The 22930-nt window shown below is 63.0% G+C and carries 24 protein-coding genes; 15 read left to right on the top strand and 9 right to left on the bottom strand.

Annotated elements, in window-relative coordinates; genetic code table 11:
• Window positions 1-496: 496 nt before the first annotated feature.
• The 6 genes from ACIGJE_RS16230 to ACIGJE_RS16205 all read left to right on the top strand — a co-directional run bounded on the left by ACIGJE_RS16230 (window position 497) and on the right by ACIGJE_RS16205 (window position 5384).
• Window positions 497-1234, top strand: coding sequence for an SDR family oxidoreductase (locus ACIGJE_RS16230; RefSeq protein WP_483677971.1), 738 nt, complete (start codon window positions 497-499; stop codon window positions 1232-1234).
• A gap of 19 nt (window positions 1235-1253) precedes the next feature.
• Complete coding sequence (locus ACIGJE_RS16225; RefSeq protein ID WP_483677969.1) at window positions 1254-2084, top strand: NmrA family NAD(P)-binding protein; 831 nt, start codon at window positions 1254-1256, stop codon at window positions 2082-2084.
• Window positions 2085-2262: 178 nt separating this feature from the next.
• Window positions 2263-3102, top strand: coding sequence for an SDR family oxidoreductase (locus tag ACIGJE_RS16220; protein ID WP_483677968.1), 840 nt, complete (start codon window positions 2263-2265; stop codon window positions 3100-3102).
• A 255-nt stretch (window positions 3103-3357) separates the two neighbouring features.
• Window positions 3358-3726 carry an antibiotic biosynthesis monooxygenase family protein gene (locus tag ACIGJE_RS16215; RefSeq protein WP_483677966.1) on the top strand — a complete coding sequence of 123 codons (369 nt, stop codon included), beginning with the start codon at window positions 3358-3360 and terminating at the stop codon, window positions 3724-3726.
• An 18-nt stretch (window positions 3727-3744) separates the two neighbouring features.
• Entirely contained in the window at window positions 3745-4677 is a 933-nt protein-coding gene (locus ACIGJE_RS16210) for an NAD(P)-dependent alcohol dehydrogenase (protein ID WP_483677964.1), read from the top strand.
• A 2-nt stretch (window positions 4678-4679) separates the two neighbouring features.
• A complete protein-coding gene (locus ACIGJE_RS16205; RefSeq protein ID WP_483677962.1) occupies window positions 4680-5384 on the top strand; it encodes a helix-turn-helix transcriptional regulator in 705 nt (234 codons plus the stop codon).
• Window positions 5385-5424: 40 nt separating this feature from the next.
• Here the strand turns inward: ACIGJE_RS16205 and ACIGJE_RS16200 are convergent, their stop codons facing one another.
• Together ACIGJE_RS16200 and ACIGJE_RS16195 are read right to left on the bottom strand one after the other, a co-directional pair.
• Window positions 5425-6816, bottom strand: a complete 1392-nt coding sequence (locus ACIGJE_RS16200; RefSeq protein ID WP_483677960.1) for an NAD-dependent succinate-semialdehyde dehydrogenase — start codon at window positions 6814-6816, stop codon at window positions 5425-5427.
• Window positions 6797-7744 carry a LysR family transcriptional regulator gene (locus ACIGJE_RS16195; protein ID WP_483677958.1) on the bottom strand — a complete coding sequence of 316 codons (948 nt, stop codon included), beginning with the start codon at window positions 7742-7744 and terminating at the stop codon, window positions 6797-6799. Before ACIGJE_RS16195 ends, ACIGJE_RS16200 begins: the two co-directional genes overlap by 20 nt.
• Window positions 7745-7855: 111 nt before the next feature.
• Here ACIGJE_RS16195 and ACIGJE_RS16190 point away from each other — a divergent pair, with 111 nt between their 5' ends.
• From ACIGJE_RS16190 to ACIGJE_RS16180, 3 genes are read left to right on the top strand one after another with little or no spacing between them, the layout of a single operon-like run.
• Window positions 7856-8863 (top strand): NAD(P)-dependent oxidoreductase, encoded by a 1008-nt coding sequence (locus tag ACIGJE_RS16190; RefSeq protein ID WP_483677956.1) that lies wholly within the window; start codon window positions 7856-7858, stop codon window positions 8861-8863.
• Window positions 8864-8872: 9 nt separating this feature from the next.
• Entirely contained in the window at window positions 8873-9280 is a 408-nt protein-coding gene (locus ACIGJE_RS16185) for a CidA/LrgA family protein (protein WP_483677954.1), read from the top strand.
• Window positions 9277-9996: an LrgB family protein gene (locus tag ACIGJE_RS16180; RefSeq protein ID WP_483677952.1), complete on the top strand. Its 720-nt coding sequence runs from the start codon at window positions 9277-9279 to the stop codon at window positions 9994-9996. Before ACIGJE_RS16185 ends, ACIGJE_RS16180 begins: the two co-directional genes overlap by 4 nt.
• A gap of 23 nt (window positions 9997-10019) precedes the next feature.
• Here ACIGJE_RS16180 and ACIGJE_RS16175 read toward each other — a convergent pair whose 3' ends face one another.
• Together ACIGJE_RS16175 and ACIGJE_RS16170 are read right to left on the bottom strand one after the other, a co-directional pair.
• On the bottom strand, window positions 10020-11225 hold the full coding sequence (locus tag ACIGJE_RS16175) for an MFS transporter (protein ID WP_483677950.1): 1206 nt from the start codon (window positions 11223-11225) through the stop codon (window positions 10020-10022).
• 316 nt (window positions 11226-11541) lie between these two features.
• A complete protein-coding gene (locus ACIGJE_RS16170; RefSeq protein WP_483677948.1) occupies window positions 11542-12483 on the bottom strand; it encodes a LysR family transcriptional regulator in 942 nt (313 codons plus the stop codon).
• 225 nt (window positions 12484-12708) lie between these two features.
• Here ACIGJE_RS16170 and ACIGJE_RS16165 point away from each other — a divergent pair, with 225 nt between their 5' ends.
• From ACIGJE_RS16165 to ACIGJE_RS16145, 5 genes are all read left to right on the top strand, one after another.
• Window positions 12709-13695 carry an aldo/keto reductase gene (locus tag ACIGJE_RS16165; protein WP_483677946.1) on the top strand — a complete coding sequence of 329 codons (987 nt, stop codon included), beginning with the start codon at window positions 12709-12711 and terminating at the stop codon, window positions 13693-13695.
• 234 nt (window positions 13696-13929) lie between these two features.
• Window positions 13930-14916, top strand: a complete 987-nt coding sequence (locus ACIGJE_RS16160; protein ID WP_483677944.1) for an aldo/keto reductase — start codon at window positions 13930-13932, stop codon at window positions 14914-14916.
• A gap of 103 nt (window positions 14917-15019) precedes the next feature.
• Window positions 15020-15760, top strand: coding sequence for a carboxymuconolactone decarboxylase family protein (locus tag ACIGJE_RS16155; protein WP_483677942.1), 741 nt, complete (start codon window positions 15020-15022; stop codon window positions 15758-15760).
• A gap of 38 nt (window positions 15761-15798) precedes the next feature.
• Window positions 15799-16860, top strand: a complete 1062-nt coding sequence (locus ACIGJE_RS16150) for an SMP-30/gluconolactonase/LRE family protein (RefSeq protein ID WP_483677940.1) — start codon at window positions 15799-15801, stop codon at window positions 16858-16860.
• A 39-nt stretch (window positions 16861-16899) separates the two neighbouring features.
• On the top strand, window positions 16900-17130 hold the full coding sequence (locus ACIGJE_RS16145; RefSeq protein ID WP_483677938.1) for a tautomerase family protein: 231 nt from the start codon (window positions 16900-16902) through the stop codon (window positions 17128-17130).
• Between the two features lie 28 nt (window positions 17131-17158).
• Here ACIGJE_RS16145 and ACIGJE_RS16140 read toward each other — a convergent pair whose 3' ends face one another.
• The 4 genes from ACIGJE_RS16140 to ACIGJE_RS16125 form a co-directional block, all read right to left on the bottom strand.
• Window positions 17159-17563, bottom strand: coding sequence for a putative quinol monooxygenase (locus ACIGJE_RS16140; protein WP_483677936.1), 405 nt, complete (start codon window positions 17561-17563; stop codon window positions 17159-17161).
• A 158-nt stretch (window positions 17564-17721) separates the two neighbouring features.
• Window positions 17722-18747, bottom strand: a complete 1026-nt coding sequence (locus tag ACIGJE_RS16135; protein WP_483677934.1) for an aldo/keto reductase — start codon at window positions 18745-18747, stop codon at window positions 17722-17724.
• A 94-nt stretch (window positions 18748-18841) separates the two neighbouring features.
• Complete coding sequence (locus tag ACIGJE_RS16130; protein WP_483677932.1) at window positions 18842-19528, bottom strand: NAD(P)H-dependent oxidoreductase; 687 nt, start codon at window positions 19526-19528, stop codon at window positions 18842-18844.
• A gap of 40 nt (window positions 19529-19568) precedes the next feature.
• On the bottom strand, window positions 19569-20633 hold the full coding sequence (locus ACIGJE_RS16125; RefSeq protein WP_483680266.1) for an NAD(P)-dependent alcohol dehydrogenase: 1065 nt from the start codon (window positions 20631-20633) through the stop codon (window positions 19569-19571).
• Window positions 20634-21417: 784 nt separating this feature from the next.
• On the opposite strand from ACIGJE_RS16125, the gene ACIGJE_RS16120 reads away from it, so the two are divergent.
• Entirely contained in the window at window positions 21418-21684 is a 267-nt protein-coding gene (locus ACIGJE_RS16120; protein WP_483680264.1) for a helix-turn-helix transcriptional regulator, read from the top strand.
• On the opposite strand, the gene ACIGJE_RS16115 is transcribed toward ACIGJE_RS16120, so the two are convergent.
• Window positions 21650-22906: a tyrosine-type recombinase/integrase gene (locus tag ACIGJE_RS16115; protein WP_483677930.1), complete on the bottom strand. Its 1257-nt coding sequence runs from the start codon at window positions 22904-22906 to the stop codon at window positions 21650-21652. The two genes, ACIGJE_RS16120 and ACIGJE_RS16115, sit on opposite strands and share 35 nt — an antisense overlap.
• Window positions 22907-22930: the final 24 nt, after the last annotated feature.

Below are 22930 nucleotides of genomic sequence, written 5' to 3'. Positions count from 1 at the left end.
CATCGGCTAGATGCCAGCCGCCGCGACTACGCTCTGCCGGGCTCCGCGCTCTCCAGCGCCATCACCTATTTACCGCTTTTGACGGCGCCGGATTAGATAGCGCAATCTGCATGGACTTGTGAGGCGATCTCATCAATCAAGGTTTGACCTGCGCCTGACGAGCATTCATGCCTATCCTGCCTGCATCTCTACCAGTGACATTTTGCCAGCAGGCTACGACGACGAGATCGGGCTGAAGTACAGAACCGCGCACATCTTGCCATGAACAGCAACCGGCCGGACGATTGCAGCCTTGGGCGGATGCTGATAAAAGTCGCTCGTCGAAAGAGTGCTGACCGGATGGTAGCCCGGTCGTCGTCCATATCAGGCGGCAACTCTTCCCTTCGGGGGTATCCGCGACACCTGAGCCGGCTTGCCGGCGAAAAAGGTGTGTCCGCTGATAACCCCGTGTCGTCGTCGGCGCACCTTCCCAGTTTATCGAGAAGGAAGCACGACGTTGAAACTCTCAGGCAACACTATCCTCATCACCGGCGGTGCGACAGGCATCGGCCTGGAACTCGCCCGACGCCTTTCCAAAGACAATCAGGTGATTATCTGCGGTCGCAGCGAGGCGTCTCTGCAGAACGCCAAGGCCGAAGTGCCCACCCTGATCACGCGGGTCTGCGATGTAACCGATCCCAACAGCCGCCGCGCCATGGTCGAATGGCTGCGCGCCGAGCATCCTGCGCTCAACATCCTGATCAACAATGCCGGCGTGCAGGCGCGCCGCGATTTCACCGGCGATCCCGGTATCGACAGTCTCGACCAGGAAGTGGCGATCAACCTCACCGCCCCGATCCATCTGATCGCGGACCTGCTGCCGGCGCTGCGCCAACGCCGGGACGCCTGCATCGTCAATGTGACCTCGGGCCTGGCCTTCTCGCCGATGGCCGATGTGCCGGTTTATTGCGCTACCAAGGCGGCCCTCCATTCCTTCACCCTCAGCCTGCGACATCAGTTGAAGGCGACCGGCGTGCGCGTGATCGAGCTTGCCCCGCCGATCGTCGATACCGCCCTTGGCGGTGGCACCCGCAGCGACGGCGCAGCGAGCCGGATGATGGTCACGCCGGAGGATTTTGCGACCGAGGCGCTGGCGCAGCTTGCCGAAGGCAAGGACGAAGTCCTGATCGGCATTGCCGCCCAGACGCGCCAGATGGGCGAAGCGCTGTTTGAGCGCATGAACAGCCATGGCTGACCCGAAAGGACTAAAGCTCATGAAAATTCTCGTTATAGGCGCCGTCGGTGAAACCGCCGGTCTTGTCGTTCCGGCCCTTCTCGAGCGCGGAGCCGTCGTGCGCGCGCTTGTCCGCAAGCCCGAGCAGATCAAGCTCTCGAAGGATCGCGGCGCTGCCGAAGTGGCCATTGGCGACCTCGCCGATCCCGAGAGCCTCGACGCTGCCCTCGTCGGCGTCGATGGCGTCTTCCACATCGGCCCGGTGTTCGAGCCGAACGAAGTGCAGCTCGGGCTCAACATCGTCGCGGCCGCCGAGCGTGCAGGAGTCCGCAAGTTCGTGTTCTCGTCGGTGATCCATCCGATCCTCGACCTGCCCAATCATGCGGCCAAGGCGCCGGTCGAACGGGCTCTCGTCTGCTCGACGCTGGACTACACCATCCTGCATCCGACCATGCTGTTTCAGAACTACGCCCTGTCCTGGAATGACATCGTGAAGACCGGCATCTTGGCCGAGCCCTTTGCCCCGGAAACCCGGTTCAGCCGCGTCGACTACCGGGATGTCGCCGAGGTGGCGGCAATCGCATTCACCGAAGACCGTCTCGCCTACGGCACCTTCGAGCTGTGCGCACCGGGCATCCACGCCCGCGCGAATCTTGCCGCGATGCTCGGCGAGGTTCTCGGACGCGAGATCGGGGTCAGCACGATCGATCGCGCGACCATGACGCATGCGCCGCGCGACATGATCACCATGTTCGCCCATTACGATCACGCCGGTCTGCTCGGCAGCCCGCTTGCGCTGCGCGCCATCCTCGGCCGCGAGCCCCGCACGTTGCGGGCCTATTTCGAGGAACTGGCCGGAAACGGTGGATAGCCGGCACCCGATCGCTGAAATCTTGGAATAACGACACGCCACTATCGCAATCGATTTTCGGCAAACCTACATCAGGTTGCTTCGCCGGCCTGAGAGAGCACCGCTCGCAGCCGCGACGTCTCACCGTTCAGCCCAAGATTTTGAAGTCGAAGCGCGTATATCGATAAGGACCACGTTCATGAATACCAAAACAACCTGGCTGATCACCGGCGCCTCCAAGGGCCTTGGCCTGATCCTGGCCAAGCAGCTTCTGGAGGCAGGCTTCAACGTCGCGGCCACCACGCGGGACAAGGCGGCCCTCGAGAAGGAGATCGGCCCTGCGTCCGACACCTTCCTCCCCCTCGCCATGGATCTGGGTGACGAGGCCAGCGTCAAGGCAGCAGTCGCCGACACGCTGGCGCACTTCAAGACACTCGACGTCGTCGTCAACAATGCCGGCTTCGGTCAGATCGGGACGCTGGAGGAGCTGAGCGACGCGGAAGCGCGCAAGAGCTTCGACGTCAACGTCTTCGGCATGCTCAACGTCATTCGCGCCGTGATGCCGCATCTTCGCGCCCAGAAGAGCGGCCGCATCATGAACATCTCCTCGATGGCCGGTATTCAGGGCTACATCCCGGGCTGGGGCGTCTATTGTGCGGCGAAGTTCGCGGTGGCCGGCCTCACCGAAGCGCTGGCCGCCGAAGCCAGGGAATTCGGCATCAAGGTGACGCTGGTCTATCCAGGCCATATGCGCACCAGCTTCCTGTCCCAGGGTTCGATCATGTCGCCGCACAATCCGATCGCCGACTATGTCTCGGTGCGCAAGAACGAGGAAATGGCGAAGCAGCAGATGGACGGACACCAGATGGGCGATCCGGAAAAGGCGGCGGCACGGCTCATCAAGATCAGTGAGCTGGATACGCCGCCGCTGCATTTCTTCGTGGGCGAAGATGTCTTCCAGGCGGCCCATGCGAAGATCGCGACACTGACCGAAGCCCTCGACACCTGGAAGCAAGACAGCCTGTCAATCGGCTTCTGAGATTGCAGCCGCGATATCCCGTTAGCCTGTCCATCATCGCCCCGCTCCCGCGCGAGGCTGACCGGCTGAAGCAGGATATCGCGGCCCATTCTTTCCCAAGCACGCCGCCGCGATGGGCAATGATTCCGCCGGGAAGGCCGTCTTGCTGCGAACAATGGTGCCAGAAACTGTCACCACGGCTGTGTAAGGTGAGCGCCGAAAAGGGAGGAGCTTCGCCCCCCTTCCCATCGGCCCCTCGAAGAAAGACAGCGACACATGCCCAGATTCGAACCGCTCGACCCCGACTATCCGGTTGCCCTCCAGACGGAGACCGACGCCGGCCCCATCGTGATGATCAATCTCCTGACCATGGCGCCCGCCGACGAAGCGGCGTTCCTCGCGGCGTGGACTGCGGACTCGCTGTTCATGAAGCGCCAACCTGGCTTCATCTCGACGCAATTGCATCGTGCGGTCGGCGAGAACCCGACGTACCTCAACTACGCCGTCTTCGACAGCGTCGCGGCGTGGCGCGAAGCATTCAGAAAACCCGAGTTTCAGGAGAAACTGAAGGCGCACCCCGCCTCGGTTGTGGCCCGGCCGCATCTCTTCACCAAGGTCGCCGTTCCCGACCTCTGCACGGCTTGAGGCTGAAAGGCGCCTGCGATGAAACGCATTCAATACAGCAGCTATGGTGGCCCGGAGCGCATGCGGGTCGAGGATTTCGAATTGCCAGCACCCGGCAAGGGTGAGGTGGCGGTGCGGGTCAAGTTCGCGGCCATCAATCCGATCGACTGGAAGCTGCGCGCCGGCCAGATGAGGATCGTCACCGGCAGGCGCTTTCCCCGCGCGATGGGCATGGACTTTTCCGGCGTCGTGACCGCGGTTGGACCCGGCGTCACACGGTTCAAGGTGGGCGACGATGTCTTCGGGCTCGCCCGCTTCAAGGAGTGCGGCGCCCTCGGCCAGGCCGTGGTCACCAAGGAGACGTTCCTCGCCAGCAAGCCCGAGGGCATTTCGTTCGAGGATGCGGCCTGCCTCGGCACGCCCGGCGTCACCGCCTGGAACGGCCTTATCGACAAGGCGAAGCTGCAGCGGGGCCAGCACGTCTTCATCAACGGCTGTGCCGGCGCGGTCGGCGAAGGCGCCGTGCAGATTGCCCGGCTGTTCGGTGCCCGCGTCTCGGGCAGCTGCAGCGCCCGCGACATCGAGCGCGCAAGGGCGCTGGGCGTCGAAACCGTCTATGACTATCGCACCACCGATCTTGCCGCGATCTCCACCCGCTTCGACGTCGTCTACGACACCGCAGCAACGATGACCGTCCCGGCTGGCATCGCCTTGCTCGCCCCCGGTGGCGTGTATCTCGATCTCAATCCTGCTCCGGCCAAGTTTCTGCGTGCCATGTTCGAACGGCGCCTGAAGCTGATCATCGGTTCGCCGCGTGCCGAGATCCTGGAAAAGGTCGCAGAGGCAGCCCGTGAAGGCAGGTTCCGCATTCCGATCGGGGAGATTGTCCCCTTGAGCGGCGCGGTTCGGCTGATCACCGAGCTTGAACAGGGCCGCAAGCTCGGCGGCAAGGGCGTCGTGGCGATGGAGTGAGCATGGCGAGAAGTCACCGACTGTTCGATCTGATGCAAGTGCTTCGCCGACACCGCAGGACGGTGTCCGGCGAGGCGCTTGCGCGTGAGCTGGGCGTCTCGCTGCGCACGATCCGCCGTGATGTCGCGACGCTGCAGGACATGGGTGCGGATATCGATGGCGAGGCCGGCGTCGGCTATATCCTGCAGCCCGGCTTCCTGCTGCCGCCGCTGTCCTTTACCGACGAGGAAATCCAGGCGCTGGTGATCGGCGCCCAATGGGTCAGTCGACAGACCGACGATACGCTTGCCCTCGCCGTCAGGAATGCGCTCGCCAAGATCAATGCCGTGCTGCCGCCCGACATGCGCGCTGCCCTCGAGGACGACACTGTCTATGTCGGGCACCGGCTGAGGGCCTCGTCGCCGCTCGACCTCAGCGACATCCGCCGGGCGTTGCGCGAACAGCGCAAGCTGCGCATAACGCTATCGATCGACCATGCCCCCAAAGATGAACAGGTCGTCTGGCCGATCATGCTCGGCCTCGTCGACGGCGGCCGGTTCATTGCAGCCTGGTGTGAGCTGGACGACCAGTTCCGCGTCATCGCCATGGACGACATTGCGAGCGCCGAGGTTCTGGTCGAGCGTTACCCCGGCGCGCGCCGCCAGCTCGTCAAACAATGGCGGATTAAGGACGTCCGACCGTGTAACGTCCAGGGCGATATTTGCTGATGCAGAGGCGGGATGCTCGCCGCTTCCCGCCTCCACAAGCTCAGAAATGCGCGTCGATGTCGACCACGTCGATCAGCTTGTGATTGACGAACTCCTTGAGGCCAAGTCCGATCAGTTCGCGCCCATATCCAGAGCGCCGGATGCCGCCGAAGGGGAGGTCCGCCTCGACTTTGGTCGGATGGTTGACGAAGACCATGCCAGTGGAGATGCGTTCGGCCACCTTCGCTCCATGTGCCGGGTTGGAGGTGAACACCGACCCACCCAGGCCGAAGGGGGAATCGTTGGCAATGCGCACCGCGTCGTCCTCATCCTTGGCTCGGAACAGCATCGAGACAGGACCGAAGAATTCCCAGTAGCGCGCCGGGTTGTCCTCACCGACGTCGGTCAGGATGGTCGGCTGGACAAACGCGCCCTGGTTCGGCACCGGTGGGCCGACCTCCTCAGCCTTGGCGCCGAGCTTGACGGCCTCCCGGATCTTGTCCTTCACCTCGTCGGCCGCCCCCCTTGACGACAGCGGCGCGAGCGTGGTTGCGGGATCGAAGGGATCACCGGCGACCAGCCCGGCCACGCCCTTGCGATAGCGCTCCAGAAAGGCGTCGTAGACGGGATCGACAATGATCATCCGCTTGGAGGACACGCAGACTTGACCGCCGTTCCAGTGGCGGCCGAACACCGCCCATTTGCTGGTCTTCTCCAGATCGGCGTCCGCCAGCACGACGAAGGCATCCGCCCCGCCGAGTTCCATGGTCGATTTCTTGAGCGCCTTGCCCGCTTGCGCGGCCACGATCGAGCCAGCCGCTTCCGAACCGGTCAGCGCCACACCATGCACGCGGTCGTCGTTGAGGATCAGCTCGATCTGGGAGCGTGTCGCATAGAGGTTGCGAAAGGCCCCCTTGGGCAGACCTGCCTCGGCCATCAGTCTCTCGAAGGCGGCTGCGCTCTGGGGGACGTTCGAGGCGTGCTTAAGCAGCAGCGTGTTACCGGCCGAAAGCTGCGGGGCGAGAATGCGGGCGATCTGATAGTAAGGGAAGTTCCAGGGTTCGATCGCCAGCAACACGCCCAGCGGCTCATGCACGACCATGGCGTCGCCTTCGGCCGGATCGAGCACGGGCAGCTTTTCCGGCGCGAGCAGCGCCTCGGCATTGCGCACATAATATTCAAAGATCTTCGCCGACAACTCGACCTCGGCCTTCGCCTCGGCAAATAGCTTGCCCATCTCCAGCGTCAGAAGCTTCGCATAGGCGTCGCTGTCGCGGCGCAGCAAATCGGCCGCCTTCTGTAGGACGGCCGCGCGCTGGGCAAAGGATGTACCCCGCCAACCCAGAAACGCTTCATGCGCGCCGCTGAGTGCGGCGCGGACTTCATCATCCGTTGCGTCCACGAAGCTGGCGAGCGTTTCGCCCGTATAAGGATTAATCGTCTGATATGCCATTTGCCATTCTCCTATCGATATGCGCCCCCAAGCGGTCGGCAAGGAAGTCCACAAAAGCTCTCACCTTTGGGGACACGATTTTCTTTGGCGGATAGACCGCCCAGATCGCTCGCTCAGGCCCCGGCGCGATCAACCATTCCCACTCGGTAAGCAAAGGCATCAGCCGTCCTCCCACGACGTCCCCGGTCACGAGCCAGTCGGGCAAGAGCGCCACGCCGAGACCGCACAACACCAGGTCCAGCAATGCCTCGGAATCGTTGGCGCACAGGTACGGCTCGACGGCTATCGGCACGGGCGGCATGTCTGCGTGGGCGAGAGGCCTCCAGTACCATGCGTCAGCGGGCTGGAGTGCGAAGGCCAGACACCGATGCCCGGAAAGGTCATCCGGTCGGGCCAAGGGGGCGGCGGATGCAAGATAGTCCGGACTGGCGACAAGGCACCGGTGCTGACCCGCGAGGCGCCTCGCAATCAGGCTGGAGTCCGCCAACGCTCCAATACGGATCGCGACGTCGCTGCCCGCCTCGATCAGATCGACCGTCTGGTCAGTCAGCGTCGCGTCGATGCGAATGTCAGGATAGGCCGCGAGGAAATCCTTCAGGTGCGGCATGACATGCCGCCGGCCGAATGCGCCGGGAATGTTGATCTTGAGCACACCTTGCGGCCGTCCGTTGAGGACCCGTGTTGCGCTTCGTGCCCCCTCGACATCAATGAGGATTCCCACCGCGCGGTCATAAAAGGCCTTGCCCGCTTCTGTGAGGTGCAGGCGGCGCGTGGAGCGGTTGAACAGGGCCGCGCCCAGATCCTTCTCCAGGTAGCTGACGTAGCGCGACACGGTCGACACCTTCACGCCGGCTTTGGCGGCAGCCTTGGAAAAGCTCCCCAGCTCCACCGAGCGGACGAATGCGCTCATCGCGGCGAAATAGTCCATGTCTTCAGCCTGTCCCTCTGCGCAACAATCATTTGCCGTCAAAGTCATTCTGCATGGCGGCACAGCAGCGTATTTTACCTTCAAATATCCAACAAAGCTCGGTGAATACATATGAACTCTTCGACCGCATCGCCCAGCGGATTGGGCCAGACCCATCCAAACATCGCCCCATCTTTGCTGAACGGGGAAGATCACGCCGAGACGGGGAACCCGGTCATCGGCGTTGTCGGCCTGGGCCGCATGGGCGAAGCCGTCGCCCTCAATCTGGTCGAAGATGGCCGTCGCGTTCTGGCTTTCGATCGAAATCCCTCTCGCGCGCAAGCCATCCTGTCCTCCGGTCTGGAATGCTCCACTTCTCTCGCTTCGCTTGAAGCCTGCGACCTCGTCATCACCTTCCTGCCGGACGACGACGCCCTGACCGCCGTCACGCGGGGCGAAGGCGGTTTGCTGGACAGCCTCGCCGCCGGCACCGCCCACATCGCCATGGGCACGATCAGCCCCGGCCTCTCCCGCGAGCTTGCCGCCGACCATGCCCGGCGCGGGCAGCACTATGTCGCAGCGCCGGTCCTCGGCAATCCCGACCTTGCCCGAGGACGAAAGCTGTTCGTCCTCGCTGCTGGATCCGATAAAGGAATGACGCTTGCCCGTCCGACCCTGGAACGGCTTGGTCAGCGTCTCTTCACCATCGGTGAGGATGCGGGCGCCGCCAACCTGATGAAGCTTGCAGGCAACGTGCTGACGGCGCTGACGCTGCAGAGCATGGGCGAGGTTCTGGCCCTCCTGCGCAAGCATGGTGTCGAACAGCGATCGGCCTTCGATGTGCTCACCAACACGCTCTTCGACTCCAAGGTCCATCGTACCTATGGCGGAAAAATCGTCGAGGAGCGCTACAGCCCGCCCGGCATGACCGTGCCATTGGCGGTGAAGGATCTTCGCCTCGCTCTGGCGGAGGCCGAGCAAGCAGCCGTCCCGATGCCCGCGGCGAGCCTCGTGCATGATCGCCTGGTGGCCCTGGTCGCCGCCGGTCATGCCGACCTCGACTGGTCGGCCCTCGGCCTTCTTGCTGCACTCGATGCCGGCCTTGCCGCGACCGACGGCACGGCCCCCGCCCAGCCCTGAGAGGTCGCCATGGCTACCGCATTCCTGATCCTGATCGCCTGCCAGCTTGCCGGGGAGGCGCTTCGCACCGCTCTCGCACTGCCGATCCCGGGACCGGTCATTGCCATGCTGCTCCTGGCGCTGATCCTCATCGCAGCGGACAGCAGGCAACCCGCCGTGCCCGGCACCGCGCGCCTTGCACTTGAGAAGACCTCCGAAGGGCTGATTTCGCATATGGGACTGCTCTTCGTGCCCGCCGGCGTCGGCATCATCGCCCAGATCGGCCTGGTCGAGCAGGAATGGCTGCAGATCGTCGCAGCGCTGGTCGGTTCGACGCTGCTCAGCGTCGCGGCGACCGGCTTCACCATGCATTGGCTCCTGCGCGGCGAACGATCGAACCTGGATGCTGACGCTGTTTTGCAGGAGACATCGGAGTGACCCAGACTTTCTCCGATCTCTGGGTTCCGCTCTCCGGCTCGCCACTGCTCTGGCTCGGCGTCACCCTGTTCGCCTACTGGCTGGGCTGCACCATCCAGAAGGCGTTCGGCGGGTCGCTTTTTGCAAGTCCCGTGCTGATCAGCATCGTTTTGATCAGCGCGCTGTTGCTCGGGACGCGCACGCCCTACGCGACCTATTTCGCCGGCGCTCAGTTCATCCATTTTCTGCTTGGCCCGGCCACCGTGGCGCTCGCCATTCCGCTGGCGCGCAATCTGGCGCATGTCAGCCGCAGCCTGCTCGCCGTGATGCTCTCTCTGCTCGTAGGCTCGATCACTTCGGTTGTGAGCGGGGTCGCCATCGTCTGGGCGCTTGGAGGCTCGCGGGCGCTCGCGCTCTCGATTGCGCCCAAGGCGGTGACTACGCCTATTGCAATCGCCGTCTCCACCGAGATCGGGGGCATTCCCGCACTGACGGCATCCTTTGCGATCCTCGGCGGTGTGCTGGCCGCAGTGACAGGCTACGCACTGCTCAAAAGGCTCCGCATCCATGACTGGCGCGCGCATGGCCTGGCCGCCGGCGTTGCGGGGAGCGGTGTCGCTGCGGCCCAGGTCGCTTCGCGCAGCGAACTCGCAGCAGCCTTCGCTGCCGTCGGCATCGCTCTCAACGGCGTCCTGACGTCTATGCTCCTGCCACTTCTCTTCATGGTCTGGCGCTGAACGTCGACGCTCGGGCACCTGCTTCAGGCCGCCTGCAAAGCAGGTTGAACCCTGCGCGCCGTCAGCACCGTCAACAGCGCTGCGATGAGCAGAAGGACCGCACTGACGCCGAAAGTCGCGATGTAGCCGCTGCTATCGAACAGGATCCCTCCGACCACCGCGCCGAGCGTGATCGCGAGCTGAATCACGGCGACGATCAGGCCACCGCCGGCCTCGGCATCGTCCGGCATCGTCCGCGCGACCCAGGTCCACCAACCAACCGGAGCCGAGGTCGCGAACAGCCCCCACAAGCCCAGCAACACGGCGATGACCGCAACGCTGCCACCCAACAAGATGAGCGCCGTGGCAATAACCGCCATCAGCACGGGGATGATGATCAATGTTCTGTAGAGACCCTGATGGAGGAATCGACCGATCAGCGACGTGCCGATAAAGCCGGTTACGCCCATCGTCAGCAGCAGCAATGACAGGATGGAAGCATCGACATGCGCGACCATTTCCAGGAAGGGCCGCAAATAGGTGAAGAGCGCGAACTGACCCATGAAGAAGAGGCCGGCCGTCGCCATGCCTAGAGCCACCACCGGCCGCTTCAGCACCATGAACACCCCTGCGACGCTGGTTCGCGATGTCGCTTTCATCGACGGCAGGCTGATCAGCTGCCAAATGAAGACGATCGCGGCGACCGGGACAACGAAGAAAAACGCCCCGCGCCAGCCGATCAACCCGCCAAGGAAACTGCCGAGCGGGGCCGCGACCACCGTCGCCAGCGCATTGCCGCCATTGAGGATCGCGAGCGCCTTGGGGACCTGATGGGTCGCGACCAGACGCATGGTCGTTGCTGCCGCCATCGACCAGAAGCCGCCAATGACGACCCCGATCAGGGCGCGGCCGAGCATAAAGATCTCGTAATTCGGCGCCACTGCCACGATCGTACCGGAAACGATCATCACGCCGGTCAAGGCCAGCAGCAGCCGTTTGCGGTCCAGACCACCAGCAAGGCCGGAAATGAAGAGGCTGGTGAGAACCGCGAAGGCGCCGGACACGGAGATGGCCTGACCGGCCTGCCCCTCGGTGATCTGCAGCTCTGTGGCGATGGGCGTCAGCAGGCTGACCGGCATGAACTCGGATGCGATCAGGGCAAACGCGCCGAGCGACAGGGCATAGACACCGCCCCAGGACGGCTCCGGGTGTGACTTGATAGGGTGTGTCGTCGAGGCGTCCGAGGTCATAGAGCTTCCCAGTTACACGCAGGCCATGAGCCGCCGTTCGTCGCCGCCACGGCGCACCGGCAGCGTTGACCTACGGCGCAGAAGGCAAGATTCGGCTGTTTGGATGCGAGTGGCCGCAGCCCATCGGTCGCGAGGTCGCGACTTCGGGAATCTGCGGTCATTCGACATTGATGTGAGCGAAATTATACCGTGCGGCGGAGCGGAAACTAGCGCCGCTGATGTTGATGTCCTTATGAGCGATGCTCATGAATCAACCGGATAGATGCGGCCCGGAGTCTTTCAGCAACGCCGCCGCCGATGGCCCGGCATCATGGGCTTAGAGGCCGAGCGGCCTCATGTCCCGAACAAGTTCGATCAGCAGACGCAGTCCCGTCGGCACCTGCCGCCGACTGGAATAGTAAATGTGGAAACCCTCGCCGAACGACGCCCATTGGGGTAGCACGATGCGTAGCTGTCCATCCCGCAGGTAAGGCTCGACCAGTGGCTCGGGGAAGTACATCAGCCCCGCACCGCCCAGCACCGCGATCAGGCCGGTCTGCGCCTGATCCACGGTGACGGAGACCGGAACGCTGACTTGCATCGCATCGCCGCCATTCTCCAACTCCCAGCGATAGATACGGTCATCCCCAAGCCGATTGCTGATACAGCGATGGTGCAGGAGATCATCGGGATGCTCCGGCGATCCGAACCGATCGAGATAGGCGGGTGCGCCGACCACGACCCATCGGATATCCGCCGACAAGCGCTGCGCCACCATGTCTTCGGGCACCGTTCCGCCATAGCGGATCCCGGCGTCGAAACCTGCGTCCGTGACATCGACCAGACGATTGCTGGCGACGATGTCGATCTCGACATCCGGATAGCGCTCCATGAATGCCGGCAGGACCGGCGCCAGAAGGAGGTTCGCCGCTTCGACCGCCACATTGATCCGGATGCGGCCGGCGGGCGCGTCGCGAAAGCGATTGAGCGTCTCCAGCGCCGTGTCGATCACTTCGAAGGGCTGGCCGATCGTCTGCGCCAGCGCCTCGCCGGCCGTCGTCAGGGTGACGCTCTTAGTGGTGCGATTGAGCAGGCGAACGCCTAGACGGTTTTCGAGCCCTTTCAGGGCATGGCTGACCGCCGACGCGCTCACGCCGATCTCTACCGCCGCGCGGCTGAAGCTGCGATGCCGCGCAATCGCCAGGAAGTAGATGAGATCGGCTACATCGGCGCGACTTGTCTGCATGTCTTGAACAAACCTTGGCGTTGGCGGGGACAAACCCCGCTTCATCTTCAGTCAGCATTGGCGCGATCTCTCGGCCCTGCCTATCTGGGTACTATAGACCCGGGAACGCTTAGCGTCACCAGTTCCTGAATGCCGCTCACAAGTCCATCCAACGCGCCCCGCTAACTCACGGCTGCCTGCCTCGCTATGTTGGAATGAGCACGCGGCCAGATCCCGGTGAGAATTCCGGGCGTCGCCATCAAGCAATGAGAAAGCGCTATGGACTATACGCATCTGGGCCGATCGGGCCTCAAGGTCAGCCGCCTGTGCCTGGGTACTATGAACTTCGGCGACGTCACCGACGAGGCGACGAGCTTTCGCATCATGGACGAGGCGCTCGAGGCCGGCATCAATTTCATCGACACGGCCGACGTCTACGGCACGGCGCAGTCACCCGACATCAAGCAGGGTACGGGCCTCTCCGAAGAGATCATCGGCCGCTGGCTCGATCAGGGTGGAAGGCGCGAGCAGATCGTGCTTGCCACCAAGCTTTACCAGCCGATGGGGCCGGGCCCGAATGACCGGCGGCTTTCGGCCTACCATATCCGCAAGGCCTGTGAGGACAGCCTGCGCCGGCTCAGGACCGACCATATCGACGTCTATCAAATGCACCATGTCGATCGCCACACGCCATGGGAGGAGATCTGGCAGGCGTTCGAGATCCTGGTCCAGCAGGGTAAGGTTCTCTATGTCGGCAGCAGCAATTTCGCCGGATGGGACATCGCGACAGCGCAGGCTGAGGCCAGGGCCCGGCATTTCCTTGGCCTCGTGTCCGAGCAGAGTCTCTACAATCTGGCCGCCCGGACGCTCGAACTCGAGGTGATCCCTGCCTGCCGGTATCACGGCCTCGGCCTTATTCCCTGGAGCCCACTGGCCGGTGGTTTGTTGGGCGGCGTTTTGAAGAAGGCATCAGAGGGGCGGCGCGCCAGGCCCGCCCTTGCCCAAAGGATCGAACAGCTTCGTCCCCAGCTCGAAGCCTATGAAGCGTTGTGCGACGACCTCTCCGAAGCGCCGGGCGATGTCGCGCTGGCATGGCTTCTCCAGAACCCGACCGTCACCGCGCCGCTGGTCGGTCCCCGGACCGTCGATCAACTCCGGCAAACCCTTCGGGCAATCGAGATCTCGCTGTCGGACGATACCGTGCGTTGTCTCGAAGAGATCTGGCCGGGCCCCGGCGGCGAGGCGCCGCAGGCCTACGCCTGGTAACTGCGGGCACGAGTAAACTCGAACTTCAAGATTGGAGCGTCAGCCATGACCATTTCTCACCACCATGACACGGCGGAAAACCCTCCGATCGCGACGGACCGCCGCGCATTCTTGAGCGCAGGCGCAGGGCTGATGTTGGCGGCCGCTACGATTGGAAAGCCCGAAAGCGCATCGGCGCAATCGGCAAACACGGGAGCCGGCGACGGGTCTGCTGTCCCCCAAAAGGAGCATTCGATGAACAGCCGCAAGCTGGGTTCCCTGGAGGTTTCCGCGCTCGGCCTCGGCTGCCTGCCGATGGTCGGCTATTACGGTGGCGGTCCGCGCGACCGCAAGGCGATGGTCGCGCTCATCCGTACCGCCTTCGAGCGGGGCGTCACCTTCTTCGACACCGCCGAGGTCTATGGCCCCCATCTCAGCGAGGAATTTGTCGGCGAAGCGCTCGCGCCCGTCCGCGATCAGGTCGTGATCGCCACCAAGTTCGGGTTCGGCGTCGAGGAAGGGCAATTCGCGGCGCTCAACAGCCGGCCCGATCATATCCGTCGCGCCGTCGATGGCTCGCTCAGGCGCCTGAAGACGGATCACATCGATCTGCTCTACCAGCATCGCCCCGATCCCAATGTGCCGATCGAGGATGTGGCGGGCACCATCAAGGATCTGATCCAGGCCGGCAAGGTCAAGCACTGGGGACTGTCGGAGGCGAGCGCCAACACGATCCGCCGCGCCCATGCGGTGCAGCCGGTCACGGCCGTCCAGAGCGAATATGCGATGTGGTGGCGTGAGCCGGAAACGCGGATCTTCCCGACGCTGGAGGAGCTCGGCATCGGCTTCGTGCCCTATTGCCCGACCGCCCGCAGCTTCCTGGCTGGCGCGGTCAATCCAAGCCATCGCTTCGACGCGACGGATCGCCGCCATAACCTGCCACGCTTCCAGCCCGACGCGCTGCCCACCAACATGGCGTTGCTGGAATTCGCGCGGGACTGGGCACGACGCAAGAACACGACCTCGGTACAGTTCGCGCTTGCCTGGGTTCTGGCACAGCGTCCGTGGATCGTGCCGATCCCGGGCACGACGCAGTATCCGCATCTCATCGAGAATATCGGTGCGCCGACGGTCATGCTTTCTGCCGGGGAATTGCGCGAGATCGATGCGGGCCTCGCCAGGATCACCCTGCGCGGCGGTCGAGCCGATCCCTTTACCGAGAGCCAGTTCGACTACAGCTGAGGCGGGCTTCGACCGCCGAACGGCTGCGATCATCTATCCTTCAACCGTGCCCCGCGGACCTGGTGATCAAACACCTCGCCGCAGTTATCGCAGGAGTTTTTCCATGACCGCAACCACTGGCCAGGCCCAGCAGCCAAACATCGAAGGCCGTCGCTTCTCGCCCGATCAGGTGCGTTCGGTAGCGCCGGCCCTCGAACACTACACGCAGCATCGCATCTATGGCGACGTCTGGAACAGGGCCGGCTTGAACCGGCGCGATCGCAGTCTGGTCACTGTCGCCGCGCTGATCGCGCGCGGGGAAGCGCCAGCGCTGGCCTATTACGCCGATCAGGCGATCGGAAACGGTGTGAAGCCCGCTGAGATCTCCGAGACCATCACGCATCTCGCCTATTACTCGGGCTGGGGCAAGGCCATGGCAGCGATCGGGCCGGTCGGCGACGTCTTCGCCAAGCGCGGCGTCCAGACAGATCAGCTCCCGGCCGTCGATCCCGCGCCCTTGCCGCTGGACGAACAGGCTGAAGCGCAACGCGCCACCCGCGTAGGCGAGCAGTTCGACAGCGTGGCGCCGGGCCTGGTCCAATACACCACCGACTATCTGTTCCGGGATCTGTGGCTGCGTCCGGAGCTTGCCCCGCGTGACCGCAGCCTCATCACCGTCGCAGCACTGATCTCGACCGGTCAGGTCGAGCAGATCACCTATCATCTCACCCGCGCGATGGACAATGGCCTCACCGAAGAGCAGGCCGCCGAAGTCATCACCCATCTCGCCTTCTATGCGGGCTGGCCGAACGCGATGTCGGCGCTGCCCGTAGCCAAGGGCATTTTCGAGAAGCGGCGGAGCTGAGGGGTCTGTCATGGCGGCCAGCGATAGGGAATGCGACCATGAGCGAGAGCCTGCCATCCTCATCGGGCAGGAGGTCGATCCTTATCGTCGGCACAGCGCTCGCCGGACTGATGCTGGTCCGATCCACCGTCGCCAACGCGCAGGAGGCTCGTGACATGCCGGGGCTTCACCATGATGCGCTCACCCGTAGCGCCGTGCCCATCCCACCGTCCGAGCGTGCGCTGCAGACCGTCGAGGCCGAGCCTTATTTCAAAGTCTCGGATCAATCAGTCGTGCTCGAAGGGGCCGTGTTCGACAGGAACGACAATCTCCTGTTCGTCGACGCAGCGACCGGCCGCGTGTTCCGGCTGACGCCCGACCGCCAGCTTGCGGTCGTCGTGCCCGAAAACAGGCTCGGCGCAGCCGGGCTTGCCGTTCACAAGGATGGCCGCATCTTCATCGCCTCGGTCGGTGACATGCACCAGGGCTCCATCCGTTCCGTCGACCCCGATGGCTCGGGCGAACGGATGATCGTCGTCCCGGGTGCCGGCCACCTCGCGAATGACCTCGTCTTCGATGACAAGGGCGGCTTCTACTTCACCGACAGCCGCGGCACGTCCGCCCGGACCAGTGGTGGGGTGTTCTACGTCAGCCCCGATTTCAAGACCGTGACGCCCGTTCTACCGGGCCTTGCCGTCGGTAATGGCATCGCGCTCAGCCCGGACGGCTCGCAGTTGTGGGCCACCGAGCACGGGAAGAACACCCTCCATCGCGTCAGGCTCCAGGACCCCACCCGCATCGCGCCATTTGGCTCGGTCGTCGCCTACCAGTTCACCGGGCCGGCTCCGGACGGCGCGCGCGTCGATAGCGAGGGCAATGTCTATGTGGCGATCTCGGGCCAAGGCCGGGTGATCGTGTTCAACAGCAACGGCCTGCCGATCGGGCAGATCCTGCTCCCTGATCGCGATAGCGGCCGCAACCTGAAATCCACGAGCCTGGCGATCCGGCCGGGAAGCGACGAACTGCTGATCGTCGCCAACAGCGGCGCCGAGCCGGGCGGCGCGATGATCTTTCGCTCGCGCGCGTTCGCACTTGCCCCACGTCCCTATTCGCACACGTAAAATGAGAGCGAAGATGACTTCGCTGTAGAGGAAACCGATATGCCCCACATCATCGTGAAAATCACCAGCCGGCCGACGAGCGATCAGAAGGCTCGGCTTGCACAAGCCCTGACGCAAGCGCTGGTCGGCGTCATGGGCTGCGAGGAGGCGGCGGTCTCGGTCGGCATCGAGGATGTCGATGCCGAAGCCTGGTTCAGCCAGGTCTACGGGCCGGACATTCAGGACAAGCAGGAGACGATCTACAAGAAACCGGGCTACGATCCGGCCTGATCGCCAACCCTGCTGCCAAGAACAGAGCTTACGGGGCCGCCCAGGTGAAGGGCTTCGCCCCCAGGAAGGCCGGGTTCGTTTCAATGACCCGCCGCGAGACGACCTTGCCCTGGATCTCGCTCACGAAGCGGGTGAAGTGCGGTGTCTTAATATGCGCCTCGTAGGCCGCTTGGTCGCGATACACTTCGACGACATAGAGCTTCGTGGGATCGGTCTTGTCGGTGACGCAATACATCGAGATCACCCCGGGCTCGTCTCGCACCGATGCCTCAAGATTCTGCCGTCCCGCCTCCATGAACGCGGCGATCTGGTCGGGGGCGATTACGAACTCGAAGATCCGCATGATCGGCTGGCCGGTTTCCGCGGCCATCGCGCTATGGCTAACCCCCATCGTCATCACCATGGCCAGCAACGCAAACAATAACTTTCGCATTCAGGTTTCCTTCTGTTTTCGGTATCGTCGGCATCCTCGTCGATCCCCACCAATGCAGTGGTTCACCATATCGGCACCTGTCAGGATCTGGGAGCCGGCCTGAAAAATACTCGACGAATGACCGGCTGCCCCGATTTAAATCTTGCGCGCGGCCGCTCTCACGCCTGCAGCGGCGTAAGAGCCGGCGGGTCCGACGGCAAAGGCGGTATGACGCCATCCACCGGGTGCGGCAGATAGGGGGCCTCCAGTTCGGCGATTTCGGCCTCGCTCAACGAGAAGTTCAACGCGCCGATCGCCATCGACAGATGATCCGGCTTCGTCGCGCCGATAATGGGAGCCGTGATCACCGGCTTCGACAACAGCCAGGCGAGCGCGACATGCGCACGCGGAACGCCGTGCTGCTCAGCGAGGCGAGCCACCACGTCGACGATCGGCTTATCGAGTTCAGCCGCGTTCTGGTACATCTTCATCGCAAAGGCGTCGTTCTCGCTGCGTCGGGTCGCCTCGCTCCAGTCACGCGTCAGCCTGCCACGCGCCATCGGGCTCCAGGGAATGACGCCCACGCCCTGATCAAGGCATTGCGGTAGCATCTCGCGTTCCTCCTCGCGGTAGAGAAGGTTGTATTGCGGCTGCATCGACACGAAGCGCGTCCAGCCGTGCCGCTCGGCGACGTTCTGCATCTTGGCGAACCGCCATGCCTCCATCGATGACGCACCGATGTAGCGGGCCTTGCCGGCCTTCACGATGTCATGCAGGGCCTCCATCGTCTCCTCGACAGGCGTGCCATGGTCGAAGCGATGGATCTGATAGAGATCGACATAGTCCATACCGAGACGAACAAGGCTGTCGTCGATCGCCTGGAGCAGAGACTTGCGCGACAGAAATCCGACGTTCGGCGCGTTGCGCAGCGGGAAGAACGCCTTGGTGGCGATCACCACCTCGTCGCGCCGTGCCATATCCCGGATGGCACGGCCGACAATCTCCTCCGAGCTGCCACCCGAATAGATGTCCGCCGTGTCGAAGAAATTAATGCCGGCTTCCAGCGCCTGTCTGAGCAACGGCCGGGACTCTTCCTCGCCAAGCGACCAGGGCTGCGGCAGACGCTCGGGCTCGCCGTAGCTCATGCAGCCCAGGCAAAGCCGCGACACTTTCAGGCCCGTGCGGCCCAGATTGACATAGTCCATAAACACTCCGTATCGGCTTCGGCACACCCGAAGCTCAAATTAAATCGACAAGACTGAACATCGCCGGACATGCCTTTGATGTGGTCGCAGGGACTCAATCCCTGCGCGGCGGTTCTCGCAGCCTGGCGGCCAACGCATCCTGATATCCGCGGATCGTGGCGGCATTCGCGCCCAGGACACCGAGAAAGGCCAGCGGCGGGGAAAAGGTCATGCCGGTGTATCGGGCGCTGGCGCGCAGCGGCGTCAGAACCTCCTCGATGCTGAAACCGAGACGGCCTTCACGGCTATAGGCATCGGCATCCGCACCCGCCGTCGTCACCACCAGCAATTCCTTGCTCCGCAGTTCCGGCGGAGCGCCCGCGCCCCAGACCTCATTCAGATAGGCCTTCATCATCGGCGTCAGATTGAACCAGTGGATCGGAAACATCAGGACGAGCCTGTCCATTCCTGCATAAAGATTTCGCTCCGCGGCTCGATCAAACCCTCTCAAATTGTCCCCGTAGGTGGACTCGAGATTCTTGTACGACGCGTCGATCGCTTGCTCGGCGACGCTCCACAGCGCCTTGTTGACGACAGAGCGATCGGGATAGGGGTGCGACGCGATGATAACGGTCTTGGCGCGCGCAGCACTCTGCGCATGCGCGTCTTGTGCCCCAATGAGTGAGGGGATCGCGGCGCCCGCGACAAGTCCCGTTCCGGCCATGATCACGCCACGCCGGCTGAGATTGCTTGCATCCTTGCCGTCGCCATTAACAAGGCTATCGTTCTTCCCGTCGGGCATGTCTCGTCCTTTCGCCGCTGGCTGACGTGGGTATGAGGGTCTAGGCGGCCGCCATATCGATCACGAAGCGGTAGCGAACCGCCTTGCCGATGACGCGATCATAAGCTTCGGCTATCTGGTCCGGCCTGATGATCTCGACATCGGCAGCTATGCTGCGCGCGGCGCAATAGTCGATCACTTCCTGGGTTTCGGCGATCCCGCCGATCATCGAACCTGCGAAGCTCTTGCGCCCGAAGCCGTTGAGCATGCCGTTCAGACCGCTGATGTCCTCCAGCGCACCGATATTGACCAGCGTCGCGTCGAGCTTCAACAAATCCATGAAACGCTGCACCGGGAACGCTTGTGGCACCGTCGCGATCATCAGGTCGAAATGGCCACGCAGCCGCTGCATCGCCGCCATATCTTCCCATAGCACCGCTTCGCGGGCGCCCAGACGCTTTGCGTCTTCGATCTTGCCCGGTGTGGTGGTGAACACCGTCACCTCGGCGCCGCGCGCGACGCCCAATTTCACCGCCATGTGCCCAAGGCCGCCGAGCCCGATCACGCCGACGCGCTGGCCGCGCTCGAGTCGCCAATGCTGCATCGGGGAAAAAGTGGTGATGCCCGCGCAGAGAACCGGCGTCATCGCCGCGAGATTGACACCCGGTGGAATGCGGATGGCGAACCGTTCGGTGACCACCACAGCGGTCGAATAGCCGCCATAGGTGACGCCGCCCGAGACCTTGTCGTCGGAGTCGTACGTAAAGGTCGTGCCGTTCAGGCAGTTCTGCTCACGATCGGCCAAGCAGTTCTCACAGGTGCCGCAGGAATCGACCATGCAGCCCACCCCCGCTATGTCGCCCACCTTGAACTTCGTTACACCGCTGCCGACAACACTCACTCGCCCGATGATCTCATGGCCGGGGACGATCGGATATCGGGCTGGTCCCCATTCGCTGCGAACGGCATGGATGTCGGAATGGCATATGCCGGCATAGAGGATCTCGACCCGCACATCCTTCGGGCCGACTGCCCGGCGATTGATCTCGATGGGGACAAAGGGTGACGTGGCGCTGGAGGCCGCCCACGCCCTGGCCTTGAACGGTGCAGTCGGAGCGACTTGCATTACGTCCTGAGCCTGCGCTGCATCTACTATCCCTGCGATCAACGGAGCGGCGGCAAGCCCGGCACCCGCGAGCAGCGCCCGGCGCCGACCGGGGTCGCGCAATTCATCGGTGTGATTAAGGTTGCCGCAGTGATCGCACATGAATCTGTCTCGCGCTTGAGCTGACGGCGGCGCTGCACGACAAATTTTGAAGAGCTCAAACGACGCGGCAGCCGCCTCAGGTGTGAAGTTACTCCGAAGAATCTGCGATCAGTCCTTGCGGTGCTCGATCGACGCTTCTGTCCGGTGACCTAAGATCGCGGGGAGAATAGACGATTACCGTCGGCGGGATTAGATCGGGAGAGGTTCAAGCGCTTATGAGCAGCACTCATCAATATCGCTACGGCATTGATTGCTTGACACCACTCTAAGCCGGTTTTGTCACCGTCTCCACCGGCGATCATGGAGTGGGTTACGGAAATTGGGGATGCGGCTACTGCCGACCTCCAATGAAAGGCTTCAAAGAGGTCCGGTGCGTGCAGTCGGATTCGAACCGACATTGATTGCTCCGGCAGATTTTGAGGGAGGTGCGTCTGCCATGCGCCTCCGCCTTGTCGCGGTCCTCACTCCTTCCAGCGCCTACTCATTCCTATGCTGCACCTGACAGCTCTATCGAGACCCGCCGATGTGCGCGCCATAGCCCGATATTACCGCACGGCATTTCAAGAAGGCTTCCACTCTCAACATCTATCGTTCTCAATCGGCATAGCAACGAAGGAGATTGAGCGTGACACGGACCGAAACTATGCAAATTCGGAGAACAATCCGGCGGCACCAGCTACGCGAGATGGTGCCGATGGCCGACAGCACCATTTACGAAATGGAGCAGCGTGGCGATTTTCCTCGCCGGTTCGCCCTATCTCCGCGCTGCATCGTCTGGGACCTGGCAGAAGTTGAGGCGTGGCTGATGGCGCGGCGGGCCTCTCCAATCCGCCGCGCACAGCACCCCGACGTATCCAAGCGAAAGTCCCGTCCTATCAAAGAGCGGGATCAAGCTCGACCAGAGGCATAGCGGGCGGAAGCAGAGTTGGAATATGCTTCCGACCATCGATCCACGCGTCGACGATGTCTGCCCACTCCTGCATCATGTGCCGACGCTGAACCTCATATTCTGCCTTGTTGTACACACCGCGCGATGACCGGCCGTCTTCGTGGGCCAAGCACTTCTCGATCCAATCCCGATTGAAGCCCAGCTCATTTAGCAATGTCGAGCCGGTCCGCCGTAGATCGTGCACCGTGAAAGGTTCGAGCGGCAGTCCATCTTGCTTCGCCTGCTCCACCACTGAGTAGGTGACACGATTGAAGGTCGCTCGGGACATTGGAGCGTCAGCGTCGTAACGAGACGGAAGGAGATACCGCGAGTTGCCGGCGCAAGTCTTGAGGGCGATCATGATGTCGAGGGTTTGGCGGCACAGATAGACATTGTGCGCTTTCGACCGCTTCATCCGCTCCTTCGGAATCGTCCAGACGGCGTTTTCAAAGTCGACCTCATCCCATACCGCGTCCTGCAATTCGCTCTTACGCACCATTGTCAGCAGGAAGAGCCGCATCCCCAAACGGATCGTCGGCAGTGTAGAGACCCTTTCCAACTCCTTCAGCATCACCCGAATTTCGGCTGGCGATAGGGCGCGATCCTTCGGTGTGAACGTCGCGATCGATGCAGGTCCGACGTCATCGGCGGGATTGGCGACCTTCTCACCATGCAAGATCGCAAACGCGTAGATCTGCTTCAGGATGTCCCGGACGTGGATCGCCGTCGCCGGCGCGCCGCGCTCGACAATCTTTCCGCAATGGGCGCGAAGGTCGTCGGGCGTGATCTCGGTAAGCAGGCGGTTGCGCCAAACCGGCAATAGCTCACGTTCAAAGATAGAACGACGCATAGCTCGGGTGCTGTCGGCCATCGGCGCGTTCGCCAGCCACTTTTCGCCGAACTCGCCGAAGCTCTTCGCCTCCTTGATACGACGTTTCTCGCGCTGCTTCTCGATGGCCGGTGACCGGCCTTCGCTGATCGCTCGCCTCGCGTCCAAGCACAGCTCTCGAGCTCGCGCTAACGAGATTCCATCTCGCCCGTACTTGCCCAGGTAAACCGTCTCGCGCCGACCATTGAGCCGGTAGTCCAGCCTGAATGAAAGGGCGCCCGATGGCGCGACACGCACATACATGCCGTCGCGATCAGTTACTTTGTAGATTTTATCTTTTGGTTTCAGCGCTTTGATCGCTGCGTCCGTCAACATGGTATGCCGCCTCCAAGAAAGTAC

It is taken from the genome of Labrys sp. E2SS-1L, from assembly GCF_057073705.1.
This window is presented reverse-complemented; position numbering and strand designations above follow the sequence as displayed.

What these genes read in the sequence shown, in the direction of transcription:
- ACIGJE_RS16225 (WP_483677969.1), top strand. Translation starts at nt 1,254, where the DNA reads ATGAAAATTCTCGTTATAGGCGCCGTCGGTGAAACCGCCGGTCTTGTC.
- ACIGJE_RS16120 (WP_483680264.1), top strand. Translation starts at nt 21,418, where the DNA reads ATGCAAATTCGGAGAACAATCCGGCGGCACCAGCTACGCGAGATGGTG.
- ACIGJE_RS16195 (WP_483677958.1), bottom strand. Translation starts at nt 7,744, where the DNA reads ATGGACTATTTCGCCGCGATGAGCGCATTCGTCCGCTCGGTGGAGCTG.
- ACIGJE_RS16200 (WP_483677960.1), bottom strand. Translation starts at nt 6,816, where the DNA reads ATGGCATATCAGACGATTAATCCTTATACGGGCGAAACGCTCGCCAGC.
- ACIGJE_RS16130 (WP_483677932.1), bottom strand. Translation starts at nt 19,528, where the DNA reads ATGCCCGACGGGAAGAACGATAGCCTTGTTAATGGCGACGGCAAGGAT.
- ACIGJE_RS16125 (WP_483680266.1), bottom strand. Translation starts at nt 20,633, where the DNA reads ATGCAAGTCGCTCCGACTGCACCGTTCAAGGCCAGGGCGTGGGCGGCC.
- ACIGJE_RS16215 (WP_483677966.1), top strand. Translation starts at nt 3,358, where the DNA reads ATGCCCAGATTCGAACCGCTCGACCCCGACTATCCGGTTGCCCTCCAG.
- ACIGJE_RS16135 (WP_483677934.1), bottom strand. Translation starts at nt 18,747, where the DNA reads ATGGACTATGTCAATCTGGGCCGCACGGGCCTGAAAGTGTCGCGGCTT.
- ACIGJE_RS16205 (WP_483677962.1), top strand. Translation starts at nt 4,680, where the DNA reads ATGGCGAGAAGTCACCGACTGTTCGATCTGATGCAAGTGCTTCGCCGA.
- ACIGJE_RS16190 (WP_483677956.1), top strand. Translation starts at nt 7,856, where the DNA reads ATGAACTCTTCGACCGCATCGCCCAGCGGATTGGGCCAGACCCATCCA.
- ACIGJE_RS16145 (WP_483677938.1), top strand. Translation starts at nt 16,900, where the DNA reads ATGCCCCACATCATCGTGAAAATCACCAGCCGGCCGACGAGCGATCAG.
- ACIGJE_RS16185 (WP_483677954.1), top strand. Translation starts at nt 8,873, where the DNA reads ATGGCTACCGCATTCCTGATCCTGATCGCCTGCCAGCTTGCCGGGGAG.
- ACIGJE_RS16160 (WP_483677944.1), top strand. Translation starts at nt 13,930, where the DNA reads ATGAACAGCCGCAAGCTGGGTTCCCTGGAGGTTTCCGCGCTCGGCCTC.
- ACIGJE_RS16140 (WP_483677936.1), bottom strand. Translation starts at nt 17,563, where the DNA reads ATGCGAAAGTTATTGTTTGCGTTGCTGGCCATGGTGATGACGATGGGG.
- ACIGJE_RS16150 (WP_483677940.1), top strand. Translation starts at nt 15,799, where the DNA reads ATGAGCGAGAGCCTGCCATCCTCATCGGGCAGGAGGTCGATCCTTATC.
- ACIGJE_RS16115 (WP_483677930.1), bottom strand. Translation starts at nt 22,906, where the DNA reads ATGTTGACGGACGCAGCGATCAAAGCGCTGAAACCAAAAGATAAAATC.
- ACIGJE_RS16175 (WP_483677950.1), bottom strand. Translation starts at nt 11,225, where the DNA reads ATGACCTCGGACGCCTCGACGACACACCCTATCAAGTCACACCCGGAG.
- ACIGJE_RS16155 (WP_483677942.1), top strand. Translation starts at nt 15,020, where the DNA reads ATGACCGCAACCACTGGCCAGGCCCAGCAGCCAAACATCGAAGGCCGT.
- ACIGJE_RS16220 (WP_483677968.1), top strand. Translation starts at nt 2,263, where the DNA reads ATGAATACCAAAACAACCTGGCTGATCACCGGCGCCTCCAAGGGCCTT.
- ACIGJE_RS16210 (WP_483677964.1), top strand. Translation starts at nt 3,745, where the DNA reads ATGAAACGCATTCAATACAGCAGCTATGGTGGCCCGGAGCGCATGCGG.
- ACIGJE_RS16165 (WP_483677946.1), top strand. Translation starts at nt 12,709, where the DNA reads ATGGACTATACGCATCTGGGCCGATCGGGCCTCAAGGTCAGCCGCCTG.